Source organism: Alkalibacterium iburiense, from assembly GCF_039521845.1.
Taxonomy (GTDB): Bacteria; Bacillota; Bacilli; order Lactobacillales; family Carnobacteriaceae_A; genus Alkalibacterium; species Alkalibacterium iburiense.
On sequence record NZ_BAAACW010000061.1, the window covers coordinates 1 to 13,131 of the forward strand.

Sequence of the window (13,131 nt, forward strand, 5' to 3'; positions counted from 1 at the left end):
AAACACCTTGTGATTTAATTAACAAATATAGAATCCGGTAAGAATATAGTTTTATGCAACACTAGTGATTTAATTTATTCATCCGTAGACGGTATTAAGCTAGTGTGGTAACATCTAAATATAATTTAATATTGAATCTATACCTGATAATTGATTTTAACGCCTTTATAGTATTGGGAAGGAGATGGGTTTAAAAATGAATAAAATTATAAAAGAGAAGCACTATTTAGTTATATCTCTTTTAAGTGCCGTTAGTGTCTACCTATTAAGTATCGCTTTTCAAATTATGGCCTATTGGGGAAATGGACTCTTTTTTTACTGGATTGGTGCTGCCCTCACATATTTAGTTTGGTTAGCAGGAACGTCGTTTCTAATCATGGCAATCAGAAATAATAAAATGAATTTTATTTATGCAATAGGCTACGTAGTCTCTGGATTGTTGCTGACAATTGGATTTATGTGGGTAACTTTTATCATAAGTATGGGATCAGCTCTATAGTTCCGACAAGATCCATACAGGTATTTACAATATTTAATTGAATAATAGTTACAACAAGATGATTTATCAAGAAAAAAATATTTTCCTAATTCACATGTAACAGTTCTCTTGCTTGTCACAAATGATCACTAGAGACGATAACATACTGTGAGATGAAACGAAGCCTGAATTAATTGACATTAAGCTTTACATCAACGATATACATGCGATTGACAGAAATACTTTTGAAGTATCTTAAAATAAATAATGTTCAAACATAAACATTCCTTATTACAAAACACTCCCAGTATCGAGTAGCGATACTGGGAGTGTTTTGTTAAATCCAAATCGTTATTCTCTACTTGAATTATAATTTTTTCAAATAATATTGGTTATAGAATCACACTTTAAAACAGAACCATAAATACATTACTTTAAGCAATTTCATGTATTTAACTACACGTAATAACTAATGGTTAAGTCAAGTCCATAATAATGTGTAAAATATAGTACGCTGCTATTTATTTTTAAAACGTTGAGAAGGAACGGGTGTTCTGTTATTCTGTTAATATACAAAAAATTTAATAATTTGGAGGATATATGAAAATCACACCTTACACTATCAATATTTCTAATAAAGAGATAGATGATTTAAAAATGCGATTAGGTATGACGAGATTTCCAGATGAGATACCCAATACTGGTTGGCAATACGGAATACCTCTATCACTCCTGAAAGAAGTTTCTGATTATTGGGAAGAGGAATTTGATTGGAGAAAAGTCGAAAAGAAATTGAATGCTTTTTCCAATTATAAAGTAAATATAGATGGAATAGATATTTACTTTATTTATGAACGCGGGAGCGGAGACAATTCTATACCCATTTTAATTCCACACGGTTATCCTGGATCCGTTTATGAAATGCTGGAACTAATACCTTATCTTACAACCCCTGAAAAATTTGGTGGGGATTCTCGTAACTCTTTTGATGTTATAGTACCTTTTGCAAACTACTCATCTATTCCTTCTTTTAAAATATATACTATACACACACTGAAATAACCTTTTAGCTCTATTCGCAAGAAATTTGAACAGACGAATACCTCTAATTTCTATTTTAGAGCTATTCGCAAGAATTTTTTTCAGCTCAATAGAGCTAATGAACCACTTAGAGTCATTCGCGTATGTAATTTTCAATTGAATGACGTTAATCACGAATAGTCATGGATAAAATGTTTTTTATCATTCAATTGCGATTTAATGATGAAACAGTTTTGATCAAGTCATACGCTTCAGTTTTACGACTAAAGACAACAGAAAGTAAGTTTTCTTTGATGCGCAATTTTTTTTTATTAAAGCATTTCCTTCACAAAAAATTGAGTGATTTTATCCATTGTTGCAGTTTTGACTAGATGTTCTTCATCCTCATCCTCAAAAATAATATTTAAATCAGGATTTCCCTCCACAAATTCACGGGTATGGTCATAAGGCACTACTATATCTTGTTTTCCATGCCAAATATAAAGCGGACGATCTTCTAGCGTTTCCGGATTTAAAGACAGGTCATATGCCGGTATCCAAGTTAATAAGTCCAAATAATCTTTTGGCATATAACGATTTAATTCTGACGCATGCTTTTGAATACGTTCCCTGTAAGCAACAGGTTTTGGTGATCCCATGACACAAGCCGCTGCTTTAATTTCAGGATGATGCGTGAGCAGTGCGCAAGTCGTCATCCCACCCATGGACACACCTCCTACAGCAATTCGTTCATCCACTAAGCCCAACTTTTCAAAGTGGTTAATAATGTAACCAAACTCGAATAAGTTGGTATGAATACTCTGCCAGAAAGTTAAAGAAGGTATTTTCGTAATGGGTTGTTTTCGGTCTCCGTGATTCGCTGCATCAGGAAGCAGCACACGAAAACCAGCGGCTGCTAATCTTCTACCTTGGGTTAATACCAATTCCTTCGAAGATTGCCATCCGTGATAATAAACAATGAGTGGGAGTAAGTCGTTCCTCCTCTCTCTTTGAACCACTTCTAAAAGTGGTATAGTCCCTAGTGTTCTTTTTCTAATCGTTAATTTCATTCTTTTTACACCTCTTTATTATCATAGCATAATTCCTTAGAAGTACCGCCCTTATATTACTTTATTAAGAACCAGAATTTCTTTTGAGAAAAAGATCACTTTTAATTGAGAATCATTATCAGTTAGTGTATCTTGAATATAGAGAAGATAAAATAGTGAGGAGATTATAAAATGCAAATTTATTGGACGAAAATAAATCGAATAGTGGATGAAAGTCCTGAAATAAAAACCTATTATTTAGATTGCCCTAAAGATGTGACATGGGAAGAAGGCGCTCATATTCATTTAGCCTTAAAAGGGTTTAATGCAGAAGAAAAGCCGAATCGTAGTTTAGTTCGTCACATGTCTATTTCTACTTTACCAGAAGAACAGTCTATTGGGATTACCACCCGTATAAAAGAAGAATGCTCTGAGTTTAAACAGATTCTGAGAACGCTAGAAGTTGGTGACGAAGTGGCTGTATTTAAAATTCATTCTAACGTCCCACTCAGACGAGAAAATAAAAACATTTATTTCTTATCATCAGGTGTTGGTCTGGCAACGTTTAGACCTCTTGTACTGGATTACTTTAATAGTCCGGAAAATGTCGGTTCAATTCATTCTTTAAATGTGGACTCTTCAAGACATTACTTATTCCCTGATCTTTTCGAGACGGTTTCAGATAAAGCATTCTCTTCAGAATTTGTGGACAACAGAAACGATTACTACGAGCGTGTTAAACAATTAGCCACAGACAAAGATGCCTTTTATTATGTTGTGGGGAGTGATGAGTTTCTCCTAGAAAACATTGCCCTCTTGCACGAACAAGGGATTCAGTCAGACCACATAAAGCTAGATAAACACGGAAAGACGACTAGAAGAGTTTTTAGAACCTCAGCTTTCTATTTAAAGCAGTTAAAAAGTTCAAATATTATGTTTCACAATTCAAACCATTTGAGTACAGCGGTGTAAAACTCTTTATTCAGGACTAGACTACCTATATAATGCATATAGTGGAATAACAAGTATAGAAAGAAGGAATAAAATGCTTACAGAAAAAGAAAAAATGTTAGCAGGGGAAATGTATTCTCCGGAAGATTCGGTTTTAGTTGAAGAAAGAGCGAATGCACGAAAGTTGACTCAAGAATACAATGGTCCCATATCATATGAAGAGCGAGAAAACATTTTGAAAAAACTTTTAGGAAGCACTGGTGAAAGTATTATGATTGAGCCTAGCTTTCAAGTGGATTATGGATACAACATTCACGTTGGCGAGAATTTCTTTGCGAACTTTAACTGTGTATTTTTAGACGTCTGCCCTATTCGGTTTGGGAAAAATGCTATGTTAGGATCAGCCGTTCACATCCTAACTCCAGAACACCCACTGGATCCAACAGAAAGAAATTCCGGTTACGAGTTTGCGCGTCCGATAACTATTGGAGATAATTGTTGGATTGGCGGGAATGTTACGATTGTTGGTGGCGTAACTCTTGGCGATAATGTTGTCATTGCAGCGGGAGCGACAGTAACGAAGTCCTTTGGAGATAATGTTGTTATAGGCGGAGTCCCTGCACGCGTCCTCAGAGAAATCGATGTCAAAGATTAAAATTTTTCATCCTGAATGATATATAAACAAATTCCGAACCATACCGTTACTCTTTGCAATCTTGTACAGACAAGTATTATGATACGATAGAATTGAAAAAAGGTGAAAGGGTTGGTCGTATGGCACGTTCAAATTTTTTAATGAATGATTTTAACTTAGAGAAACAACAATCTAAATTTCCTCTTAGTTTTTCAGGAAAAGTGGATGGGTATTATACAGTTGTTGAAGTTAATGAAACAAGTTATGGTCCAGGTGAATATTTAATTAAATTTGGTGTCTCTGGTGAAAACAATGACTTTTCAGAAGTCATAAATAAGCTCAATGAAAGATTTGTCGGAAAGCATAAGCCATTAGTTGTGGAGATGAAATCTAATCATCTGTCACTAGCTGGAACCATTCCGATGCGAAAAAAAGCCTTTGAAAAACACATCTCTTCTTTAATTAATGAGGCAGTCGCCCAGCTAAAAGAACTCGGTATTCATACAGGAGACTTTTTATACGGCGACACGGATGACACTGTTTCACTTTACCAAATGGAGAACACGTTTATGTTTTTAAGTGACCGCAGTTATCAAACCATTAAAGATGATTTAGATTCTTAACAATTTGGTGGCGGCAATAAAAAATCTATTCAATCTGGCCTTGGCGGAGCTTTTTTAGGTGCATTAATCGGAGCAGTCATTTGGGGAATTCTATTATATATTGGCTTTTACGGTTGGTTTGCTGGAATTATAGGTGTCCACCTTGCATTTAAGTTTTATAGAAAAAATGGCGGTATATTTGCTCTTTCGGGAGTTCTTTCAGTAGTCGGAGTCGTTGTTCTCACCTTACTCCTTATAAACTATCTTGTCTATGCTCTACTAATATATCTATCACTGCAAGAGTTTGGTTTTACTTTAAGTATGGTCGTGATGAATTTAATCCCGATTCTTCGTGAGGCCCAGCTACTTTCTGAATTTATGTTTGATATGATTTTAGGAGTTGGAGTTGCAGGCTTATACGGAGCTGCAGCGACATATAGAATTTACCAGATCTCTAAAGATGAAGGAGTTATCCGTAAAGTGTAGGAAGAAAAATTTTTGACTTATAGTTTGTTTTGAAAAAGCATTTAGCAATATATGGCTAAATGCTTTTTTTATATCTTTTATTGATCTAATCAACCAAATATGGCTGTATTATTTTTAAAATATCATTTCCGTATTTTTCTGCTTTAATCTTTCCAAAACCATCCACTGATTGTAATTCTATATTGGTTCTTGGCATTTTAGAAACGAGATCTTCTAGTTGCTTATCGCTAAAGATGTAATACGCTCTTATTTTCTCTTCACGACTCTTATTCAACCGATAGGCCTTCAATTCACCAAACAAGTCCGTATCGCTTTTTTCTAATTTATATGTTTCATATTTTTTCGTATAATCTTTAACTACATCTTTGTGTTTATTTAAATAAAACTGTGCGCGATCACGCATTGTCTTTTCTGAAACGATACTTTCCTTGGATGCTTTATTGGCATCCTTTATGTATTTTACTAGCTGGTCAGCCCGTATTACTTTATCTTTTATCTCTTTTGCCGCAAATTTCGCATTAAGTATAGTTTTGGGATTTGACAACACAACGATCGGTTTATAACCAGTATGGAAATACTTTTCTGAGATTAATTGAGTTATTTTATTTCCCCTGCTGTTTATTCTAATCTTTTTCATTAAATCCATATGACGCTGATTTTGAGTAATAGGGGAATAAATACCGACTTTTTGTTTTCTTCCTCTATATTCTGTTACCCGGATAAAATCTCCTGCATTATTAATCTCGATATTCCCATATAGATTTTTGCATTCTATTATAAAACATAACTTGTTAGTAAAAACTAAGTAATCAATCTGTGCACTCAAATCTCCTTCTTTTAAATATATATCGTGAAGAATGTACATGGGCATATGACTATTTTTCAGCTCAAACTCTATATTCTTCTCTCCAGCTATGCCGTATTCTAAAAAGGCTATGTCTTGTTCTAAAAGTGTTTGTCCTTCTTCATTAAGATTCGGCTTTAAGGCTTTCAATTTCTCAATTTGTTCTTCAGCATTCTTGCTCTCTTTTAAAAAGATAGGTTCTTTTATTTTTTGAAATATGGTCATATATTTGCTCCTTTGAAATGATATATATTGATTAAATTGTATCATACTTCTTGATAGTAAAATTTAAAATCAGCATAAATACACCAAGATTAATAGCCTGATGTTTGTTATAATCATCATGAGGAAAAGAAAGGAAGTTTACAAATGAATCACAATGATCGATTAACGCGATTGCGCTATGCGCTTGATATTAAAGATGCAGATATGGTTAAGATTTTTCACTTAGGTGGTGTGTCATTAAATAAAAAAGAGGTTCAAGCCTTAATGATTAAAAAATCAACCAGTGATGAAGAGGTTGGAACTGAAAATGAATATGAATTGGAATGCTCCGACGAAATGTTCGAACGCTTTTTAAACGGCTTCATTACTTTTGAAAGAGGACCAAAAGACGGGAAAGAACCTGAGCTGGAATTGAACCAAGCTAATGCGAATAACATTTTTTTAAAGAAAGTAAAAATTGCTTTGTCTTTAACATCCGATGATATATTGGATATTCTAGATGATGCTGGAGTAGAGATATCGAAAAGTGAATTAAGCGCGGTGTTGAGAAAAGAAGGTCACCGTAATTATAAGCCGTGTGGAGACAGGTATATACGGAACTTCTTAAAAGGTCTGGCTATGTAAGACATTTTTTATAGTACTAAATAAAAGGTGTTAGCAAGTTTTCGCTAACACCTTTATTAATTTATAGTGATTTATCTATCCGAGCGGTTACCCTATTTTCAGGATAGGCTTCAGGACTGAACCATTTTCAGAATCTTCAAAGGCTTTATTAATGTCATCAAACTCGTACATAGTAACCATTTTATCAAATGGAAATTTTCCTTCTTTATAGTAGTCGATTAACTGTGGTATGAACTTCTGAGGGATAGCGTCTCCTTGAGTCGAACCTATAATTTGTCTGCCACCAATGACTAAATCCATAAACGGAATAGAAAATCCAAAATCTGTAACAACAAAGGCGAGTTTGCCAAATGTATCAAGTGCTGCAACGGCTTGCTCAATGACTTCGTCTACACCAGTTGTATCGAGAGCATTCTCAACACCGTTTCCAGTGATTTCTTTAATTTTATCTACTGCGTTTTCATTTTTACTATTAATTGTAGCAGTAGCACCTAACTCTTCGGCTAACTCTAAGCGATTATCATGCAGATCAACCGCAATTATATTTTTGCATCCTGCAATTTTTGCGGCCATTATAGCACTTAATCCAACTGACCCTACTCCGTATACGGCTATAGAGCTACCTTCCTCTGGCTTCAATACATTTAAAACGGTTGATGCACCTGTTTGTAAGCCACACCCAAGAGGAGCAGCCAGTGTTAAGTCTATATCTTTATCTATTTTGACTACATTTCTTTCGTTAGTAAGTGAATACGTCGCAAAGGATGACTGACCAAAGAATCGATCGACTAAAGTGTTCGTCTCATCGATATGGCTATTTAGATTAAGCTCTCCATACTTTTTACAATACGCGGGATGATCATTTAAGCAATTTTCACATTCTCCACAGCTAGAAAAAGAAACAACGACATGATCTCCTTTTTCAACAGCCGTTACTTCGTCCCCTACTGATTCAACTATTCCAGATCCTTCATGCCCTAATACCGACGGGGGGTTAACCATGTCTGTGTCTCTTCCGGAAACATCTGTATGGCAAATACCTGATGTAACGACTTTTATCAAAACATCTTTTGAAGTGAGTTCAGGTAACTTCACCTCTTTGATTTCAAATTCTTCTCCTTTTTTCGGAGTGACTGCTGCTTTTATTTCCATTATAAAACCGATCCTCTCTATAGTGAATAACTTAAAAACTGTCTGATTTATTTGTATCTTCTTTTTTAAAGATAGCAGAAGGTTTAAAGCTATAGCAAACATAACACTCTATTTGTATGCTTAATAGTTGGCGAGAGTTTTTTTGTCTGATAGGATTAAGATGAACAAAATTTAAAGGAGTGTTTAAATTATGGCATCAGATGAAAAAGAGTTTTTAAAGTTGGCCGAAGACTTCGAACGTATTTCACCTAAACAGGCAAATGAATTATTAGAAGCAGACGGAGAAGTCGTTATTTTAGTTGCACGTGAAACGTGTCCTTATTGTAGGAAGTTTATGCCTAAGATTCATAAAGTGGCCCAGAAAAATAATAAGACTGTGTATTTCATCCACTCTCAAGATGAACAGTATTATAAAGAGATTGAAGGCTTTAGACGTAACTATGATATGCCGACTGTTCCAAGTTTATTATATAAAAATGATGACGGGCATAAAACGGTCAGCGACAGTTCTATGAGCGAGAAAGAGATAGCAGAGTTTATTAATGTATCCTAAATTTAGGAAGCATTTTTCTTCCTATTAGACCGGACAGAAGAATTTTATCTTAATCCGGTCGATTAGATGCCCTCTATACGACCAGATAGGGTTTAATAATACGAATGAGGTCTTATAGAGAGGTTCTATAAGACTCGAGCTGACTATTTATTGGTTATTTGGGAGTATAGAGCTCTATAAAATAGAAAAAAAGAGCAACGGTTCCGAATTACCCGACCGCTGCTCTTTCCTTTGTACTCTTTTATGAGATTTTTATCTAACTTTTTATCATCTGACTGAAAGTTTTATCTTCCACCGTTTTTGTGACTTTTGGAAATACTAAAAATCAAGAATTAAAGTGAGTTTTAAGGGTGTTAAGATAAGAAGTTTATTCGGAATACTGAAGCTGATATGGTTTTGTTGAGTCATCTATATCTACATTTTCTTCATCCATTGCAATAGAAAAAACTATTCCACTGTCGCTTCCAAGATATCTATTCACAATATAATAGTAATCAATCCCATCCGAATCTTTGTAAGTAACATGCTTATAGAATGATCCTGTTTTAAAATCAAATCCAGTTCTTTCGGTTTCAATTGATTGAGTCCATCCCTCTTCAGCAATGGCTTCATTGATAGCTGTGATATCTCGATACAAGTATACAATATACAAACAAAAACCTAATATTAACAAAAACAAAAGTCCTGAAAATATCTTTTTATAATTACTCATTATATATATTCCTTTCTACAATTAAACAGGTCGGAAGGCAAACCAAACAAAAAGGCTAAAAGCCATAAATAAAATTAATAATATATGCCATATTAAAAGAAGACAGTAAGCTAATAGTGTCTTTTTTGAGACTGTCTTTGCTTTATTAAGAGTAAAAACCAGTGAAACGAGTGTCCCGAGCACTAAAAAGAGTTGGACAATCCCTATTGGATTGTATCCTAAATTAATCCTTTCGGGCAATAAAATATACAAGCTGTATATGCTCAGTAATAAGCCTGTTATAACTATCAATCCATAGCTACTTCTTTTGAGTGACATAACGTTTCCTCCATTTGGATATGCTTTATTCAGATTTATGAATAGTATATCACTTTCTATACCGTTAAGGGATAGAAACTTTCGCCTGTTATTATTTAAATAATTAGATACTTTATTCCTATGCGACCTTACTAATAAGAGACGCTGAAGTAAAGTGAACATTATTCTACTGATTTCAATCCGTCATACAACTCTGGGTACTCGTGACATTTCGGATTGCGTGATGTACATATTTCTTTTCCAAATGAAATCATGGACTGGTGGGCTCTTCCCCACAAATCTGAAGGAATCAATTCAGTCACGCGCGCTTCTATTTCTTTGACACTCGCCTTCTCTTCGACAATCTTATGATGCCGGCAGATTCGGGCCACATGGGTATCGACCGCAAAAGCGTGCTCGTTAAACGCTACACTTAAGAGTATATTGGCTGATTTTGGACCTATTCCGGTTAGGGTTAACAGCTCTTTTCGTGTTTGAGGTACTTTTCCATTAAAGTGGTCGAGTAACTGCTGACTGCTTTTGTATATGTATTTTGCTTTATTACGGTACAGACCGACTGTTTTTATATACGTTTCTATTTCTTCAGGTGACGAATTGACCACAGTTTGCGGATTGGGATATCGTTTAAAAAGAGCATCACGGATTTTAGCAACGGATTCATCAGTTGCCTGTGCACTCAAAATGACAACCATCAGTAATTTAAAGGGGTCATCGTAACGCATTTTAGGAATGGCGTTTGGGTACATATCCATAATGGTGTAAATGACTTTACGAGCGGATTCATCAGTTAACATTATCATCTTCCTTTGTATAAGTTATCTTTAATATACCATACTTGAATCGCTATAATTTAAATATAATTATGTTACACTTAGATAGGATAATAAAATAAACGGCGAGAGGTATAAGACTATGAAGACAGTGATTATAACAGACACTTCCAGCAGTATTTCGCTTGAAAAAGCAAAAGAATTGGGCATCCATTTGATTCCTTTAGATATCATTTTTGGACGGACTACATATAAAGACGGGTATGATTTAACGTTAAGTGAATTTTATAACAAAATGGGCGATTCTAATGAAGTGGTCACAACGTCACAGCCGACTATTGGAGAATTTATAAAGCTATATAAAAAAGTGTTAAAAGAATACGATGCAATCTTAAGTATTCATCCAGGAGGAAAACTATCGGGGACTGTTTCAACTGCACAAATGGCTGCGAGACAAGTCGATGAAAAGAAAATTACGGTGTTTGATTCAGAGATGGTGTCCGTTTTAACAGGTTACCAAGTACTTGAAGCCAAACGCTTGATTAATCTAGGTGAATCCATACAGACGATTATCGACCGACTCGAAGATATGAAAGATAAAACCTTAGCTTTTGTGATGCTCGATGATTTTTCAAATCTAGTGAGAAGTGGACGTATTTCACATTTAGCTGAGAAAGTCATTACTTTTACTAAGATTAAACCCATACTGAAACTGTCTTCTAAAGGCATTGAATTTAAAAGAGCCGTTCGAACTTCTAAGCGTGCACTAGAAAAGATGGAACAGATCGCTCACGATTACATTGATTCACTCAATTACCCAGTTCGTATTGACGTTGCGCATGGAAATATTCCAGAGATAGCGGAATCTATAAGAAAAAGAATAAAAGAGAAATATCCGGATAATAAAGACAATCAACTGCTTCGACTCTCTGGTGTGATTGGTGTCCATACTGGCCCTAGTGCAGTGGGTATTACTTTAACCCCTGACTATTCGAAAGAGTAAGGATTCTTTGCTTACAGAAGACAGATATGTAATAGTGAAGAGAGAAGCTATTTTATAGGAGGTAATTTTATGACTTTTGTTGTTTATTTAGCCGGACAGATTCATGACGATTGGAGGGAAACATTAATTGAAAAGGTACAAGAGAAAGACTTGCCTTTTGAGTTTGTTTCACCTCAAACCAATCATGATTTATCAGACGATATTGGTGAACAGGTTTTAGGCGAACAGCCTGGAAAGTATTATAAAGATGATGCAGCGTCAGATATCAATAACTTCCGAACTCAGGTATTAATGAATAAAGCAGATATTGTGATTGCTTTATTTGGCGAAGAGTACCGTCAGTGGAATACCGCAATGGATGCGACGACAGCTGTTAATAAAGGTAAACCCCTGATTATCGTTCGCCCGGAAAGCTTAATTCATGCGATTAAAGAATTATCTAATAAAGCGAATGTTACAGTGGAAACAATCGATCAAGCTGTATCTGTGTTGGAATATGTAACGATTTAAATAGATACACAAAATGCACAGAATTTAACTTTTCTGTGCATTTTTTTATATTCCTTCTTGGGTAATTACTTCAGAATCCTCTGTTAACCCTGTTACAATTGAGCCTACTGTATTATCTCCGTCAGTCAGTAAAAACCAAAATCTCTCACCCGCATCATATTCTATAATCTCTGCATCATAGGTATTGCCACTGAGAGTCTCTACTTCCACCATTACGATATCAGGATGCCCAATTATCCCGCTAATTAAATCTGTATGGGTAGATGAGCTGAATTCTAAGTTAGAAAAAGTTAAGCCAAAATCCATCTCTGAATCAACCCAGTATGTACTTCCTCCATAAAACTCCCATCCTAATAGACGTTTTTCAAACATTCCATGACCAAAATGTTCTGGTTCCTGACCCCACTCATAGAAGGCAATCGCTTCATTGTTGTTTAAGTATTCGATATGTTTGATATCAGTCATCGGCTGCTGAAGAGCCTGGACAGCGCGCTCAATTTCTTCGTTATCATCTGCTAAGATCCTGCTGACGAAAAAAGCGACCACTAGAATACTTCCTAGCGTTAATATGAATTTTGTGTTTTTTGATATAATAATTACTCCTCTACTAGAATTTCACCAACACTAAAATAGAATACAGCATCTTGATTAGTTACTCGATATGTTCCACCCTTAAATTCATCTTCATTTCTTAAATAAGGATCAAGACTCACTTGAATGGTTACTGTTGGATTGCTGGTAGATAATGTTAATAAGTCGCTGGGAACATCATATCCTTCTACCGGTCTAACTGTTTGCCAATTTTCTCCATCCAATCTTTCTAAGACATCAAAGGCTCTTCCTAATTCAATTATTTCAGTAGAGTTGCCTTCATAGGTCACACTAATATACAATTTTTCCAGTTCACTTTTTGAATATACTTCTCCTTCTTCAATTTCTTCAAAAGTTAAATCCACATTCAATTCGTCTTGTCGGTCAGGATTATTAAAGGGATAGGAATAGTCAATTTGGTGAAAACTAAATAAATTATCTGCTCCATCATTTTCTATACCACATGCGTTTAAAAATAGAGCAATTAAAATTAGTCCTATTGCTTTCATTGATGTGCCCCTCTCGTCCAGTACTTATGAGAAGTATAACTGATATGTATACCGCTTACAAGAATCACTTTCTAATGCCTTTTATTTGGCTCTCTCTTTC

The 13,131-nt window shown here is 35.0% G+C and carries 17 protein-coding genes; 10 read left to right on the top strand and 7 right to left on the bottom strand.

The genetic code is table 11. The features are described from left to right. Positions 1–196: 196 nt before the first annotated feature. Positions 197–499, top strand: a complete 303-nt coding sequence (locus ABDZ53_RS05065; RefSeq protein ID WP_343754505.1) for a hypothetical protein — start codon at positions 197–199, stop codon at positions 497–499. Between the two features lie 579 nt (positions 500–1,078). Beyond that, the gene (locus tag ABDZ53_RS05070) at positions 1,079–1,540 is read left to right on the top strand and encodes an epoxide hydrolase N-terminal domain-containing protein (RefSeq protein WP_343754506.1); all 462 of its coding nucleotides are present in this window, start codon (positions 1,079–1,081) and stop codon (positions 1,538–1,540) included. 290 nt (positions 1,541–1,830) lie between these two features. On the opposite strand, the gene ABDZ53_RS05075 is transcribed toward ABDZ53_RS05070, so the two are convergent. Then, positions 1,831–2,568 carry an alpha/beta fold hydrolase gene (locus ABDZ53_RS05075; RefSeq protein ID WP_343754507.1) on the bottom strand — a complete coding sequence of 246 codons (738 nt, stop codon included), beginning with the start codon at positions 2,566–2,568 and terminating at the stop codon, positions 1,831–1,833. Between the two features lie 171 nt (positions 2,569–2,739). Between ABDZ53_RS05075 and ABDZ53_RS05080 the strand changes: the two genes are divergently transcribed. The 4 genes from ABDZ53_RS05080 to ABDZ53_RS05095 all read left to right on the top strand — a co-directional run bounded on the left by ABDZ53_RS05080 (position 2,740) and on the right by ABDZ53_RS05095 (position 5,220). After that, a complete protein-coding gene (locus ABDZ53_RS05080; RefSeq protein WP_343754508.1) occupies positions 2,740–3,519 on the top strand; it encodes a dihydropteridine reductase in 780 nt (259 codons plus the stop codon). A gap of 73 nt (positions 3,520–3,592) precedes the next feature. Continuing rightward, positions 3,593–4,153, top strand: coding sequence for a sugar O-acetyltransferase (locus ABDZ53_RS05085; protein ID WP_343754509.1), 561 nt, complete (start codon positions 3,593–3,595; stop codon positions 4,151–4,153). Between the two features lie 119 nt (positions 4,154–4,272). After that, complete coding sequence (locus ABDZ53_RS05090) at positions 4,273–4,755, top strand: hypothetical protein (protein ID WP_343754510.1); 483 nt, start codon at positions 4,273–4,275, stop codon at positions 4,753–4,755. A 309-nt stretch (positions 4,756–5,064) separates the two neighbouring features. After that, on the top strand, positions 5,065–5,220 hold the full coding sequence (locus tag ABDZ53_RS05095) for a hypothetical protein (protein ID WP_343754511.1): 156 nt from the start codon (positions 5,065–5,067) through the stop codon (positions 5,218–5,220). 85 nt (positions 5,221–5,305) lie between these two features. Here the strand turns inward: ABDZ53_RS05095 and ABDZ53_RS05100 are convergent, their stop codons facing one another. After that, positions 5,306–6,289, bottom strand: coding sequence for an HRDC domain-containing protein (locus ABDZ53_RS05100; RefSeq protein WP_343754512.1), 984 nt, complete (start codon positions 6,287–6,289; stop codon positions 5,306–5,308). Positions 6,290–6,433: 144 nt separating this feature from the next. Here ABDZ53_RS05100 and ABDZ53_RS05105 point away from each other — a divergent pair, with 144 nt between their 5' ends. Beyond that, on the top strand, positions 6,434–6,913 hold the full coding sequence (locus ABDZ53_RS05105; RefSeq protein WP_343754513.1) for a YehS family protein: 480 nt from the start codon (positions 6,434–6,436) through the stop codon (positions 6,911–6,913). A gap of 87 nt (positions 6,914–7,000) precedes the next feature. Here ABDZ53_RS05105 and ABDZ53_RS05110 read toward each other — a convergent pair whose 3' ends face one another. Next, positions 7,001–8,065 carry an NAD(P)-dependent alcohol dehydrogenase gene (locus ABDZ53_RS05110; RefSeq protein ID WP_343754514.1) on the bottom strand — a complete coding sequence of 355 codons (1,065 nt, stop codon included), beginning with the start codon at positions 8,063–8,065 and terminating at the stop codon, positions 7,001–7,003. 190 nt (positions 8,066–8,255) lie between these two features. Here ABDZ53_RS05110 and ABDZ53_RS05115 point away from each other — a divergent pair, with 190 nt between their 5' ends. Further along, positions 8,256–8,618 carry a DUF6568 family protein gene (locus ABDZ53_RS05115; protein WP_343754515.1) on the top strand — a complete coding sequence of 121 codons (363 nt, stop codon included), beginning with the start codon at positions 8,256–8,258 and terminating at the stop codon, positions 8,616–8,618. Between the two features lie 367 nt (positions 8,619–8,985). On the opposite strand, the gene ABDZ53_RS05120 is transcribed toward ABDZ53_RS05115, so the two are convergent. Beyond that, on the bottom strand, positions 8,986–9,330 hold the full coding sequence (locus tag ABDZ53_RS05120; protein WP_343754516.1) for a hypothetical protein: 345 nt from the start codon (positions 9,328–9,330) through the stop codon (positions 8,986–8,988). A gap of 479 nt (positions 9,331–9,809) precedes the next feature. Continuing rightward, positions 9,810–10,442, bottom strand: coding sequence for an endonuclease III (nth, locus tag ABDZ53_RS05125; RefSeq protein WP_343754517.1), 633 nt, complete (start codon positions 10,440–10,442; stop codon positions 9,810–9,812). Between the two features lie 118 nt (positions 10,443–10,560). Between nth and ABDZ53_RS05130 the strand changes: the two genes are divergently transcribed. Both ABDZ53_RS05130 and ABDZ53_RS05135 read left to right on the top strand, forming a co-directional pair. After that, positions 10,561–11,421 carry a DegV family protein gene (locus tag ABDZ53_RS05130; protein ID WP_343754518.1) on the top strand — a complete coding sequence of 287 codons (861 nt, stop codon included), beginning with the start codon at positions 10,561–10,563 and terminating at the stop codon, positions 11,419–11,421. 69 nt (positions 11,422–11,490) lie between these two features. Next, a complete protein-coding gene (locus tag ABDZ53_RS05135) occupies positions 11,491–11,931 on the top strand; it encodes a YtoQ family protein (protein WP_343754519.1) in 441 nt (146 codons plus the stop codon). 45 nt (positions 11,932–11,976) lie between these two features. On the opposite strand, the gene ABDZ53_RS05140 is transcribed toward ABDZ53_RS05135, so the two are convergent. Together ABDZ53_RS05140 and ABDZ53_RS05145 are read right to left on the bottom strand one after the other, a co-directional pair. Further along, a complete protein-coding gene (locus tag ABDZ53_RS05140; RefSeq protein WP_343754520.1) occupies positions 11,977–12,477 on the bottom strand; it encodes a hypothetical protein in 501 nt (166 codons plus the stop codon). A gap of 50 nt (positions 12,478–12,527) precedes the next feature. Continuing rightward, positions 12,528–13,031 (bottom strand): immunoglobulin-like domain-containing protein, encoded by a 504-nt coding sequence (locus ABDZ53_RS05145; RefSeq protein WP_343754521.1) that lies wholly within the window; start codon positions 13,029–13,031, stop codon positions 12,528–12,530. Between the last annotated feature and the right edge of the window lie 100 nt (positions 13,032–13,131).

What these genes read in the sequence shown, in the direction of transcription:
- ABDZ53_RS05070 (WP_343754506.1), top strand. Translation starts at nt 1,079, where the DNA reads ATGAAAATCACACCTTACACTATCAATATTTCTAATAAAGAGATAGAT.
- ABDZ53_RS05145 (WP_343754521.1), bottom strand. Translation starts at nt 13,031, where the DNA reads ATGAAAGCAATAGGACTAATTTTAATTGCTCTATTTTTAAACGCATGT.
- ABDZ53_RS05085 (WP_343754509.1), top strand. Translation starts at nt 3,593, where the DNA reads ATGCTTACAGAAAAAGAAAAAATGTTAGCAGGGGAAATGTATTCTCCG.
- ABDZ53_RS05115 (WP_343754515.1), top strand. Translation starts at nt 8,256, where the DNA reads ATGGCATCAGATGAAAAAGAGTTTTTAAAGTTGGCCGAAGACTTCGAA.
- ABDZ53_RS05105 (WP_343754513.1), top strand. Translation starts at nt 6,434, where the DNA reads ATGAATCACAATGATCGATTAACGCGATTGCGCTATGCGCTTGATATT.
- ABDZ53_RS05120 (WP_343754516.1), bottom strand. Translation starts at nt 9,330, where the DNA reads ATGAGTAATTATAAAAAGATATTTTCAGGACTTTTGTTTTTGTTAATA.
- ABDZ53_RS05100 (WP_343754512.1), bottom strand. Translation starts at nt 6,289, where the DNA reads ATGACCATATTTCAAAAAATAAAAGAACCTATCTTTTTAAAAGAGAGC.
- ABDZ53_RS05130 (WP_343754518.1), top strand. Translation starts at nt 10,561, where the DNA reads ATGAAGACAGTGATTATAACAGACACTTCCAGCAGTATTTCGCTTGAA.
- ABDZ53_RS05110 (WP_343754514.1), bottom strand. Translation starts at nt 8,065, where the DNA reads ATGGAAATAAAAGCAGCAGTCACTCCGAAAAAAGGAGAAGAATTTGAA.
- ABDZ53_RS05075 (WP_343754507.1), bottom strand. Translation starts at nt 2,568, where the DNA reads ATGAAATTAACGATTAGAAAAAGAACACTAGGGACTATACCACTTTTA.
- ABDZ53_RS05095 (WP_343754511.1), top strand. Translation starts at nt 5,065, where the DNA reads ATGAATTTAATCCCGATTCTTCGTGAGGCCCAGCTACTTTCTGAATTT.
- ABDZ53_RS05080 (WP_343754508.1), top strand. Translation starts at nt 2,740, where the DNA reads ATGCAAATTTATTGGACGAAAATAAATCGAATAGTGGATGAAAGTCCT.
- ABDZ53_RS05065 (WP_343754505.1), top strand. Translation starts at nt 197, where the DNA reads ATGAATAAAATTATAAAAGAGAAGCACTATTTAGTTATATCTCTTTTA.
- nth (WP_343754517.1), bottom strand. Translation starts at nt 10,442, where the DNA reads ATGTTAACTGATGAATCCGCTCGTAAAGTCATTTACACCATTATGGAT.
- ABDZ53_RS05135 (WP_343754519.1), top strand. Translation starts at nt 11,491, where the DNA reads ATGACTTTTGTTGTTTATTTAGCCGGACAGATTCATGACGATTGGAGG.
- ABDZ53_RS05090 (WP_343754510.1), top strand. Translation starts at nt 4,273, where the DNA reads ATGGCACGTTCAAATTTTTTAATGAATGATTTTAACTTAGAGAAACAA.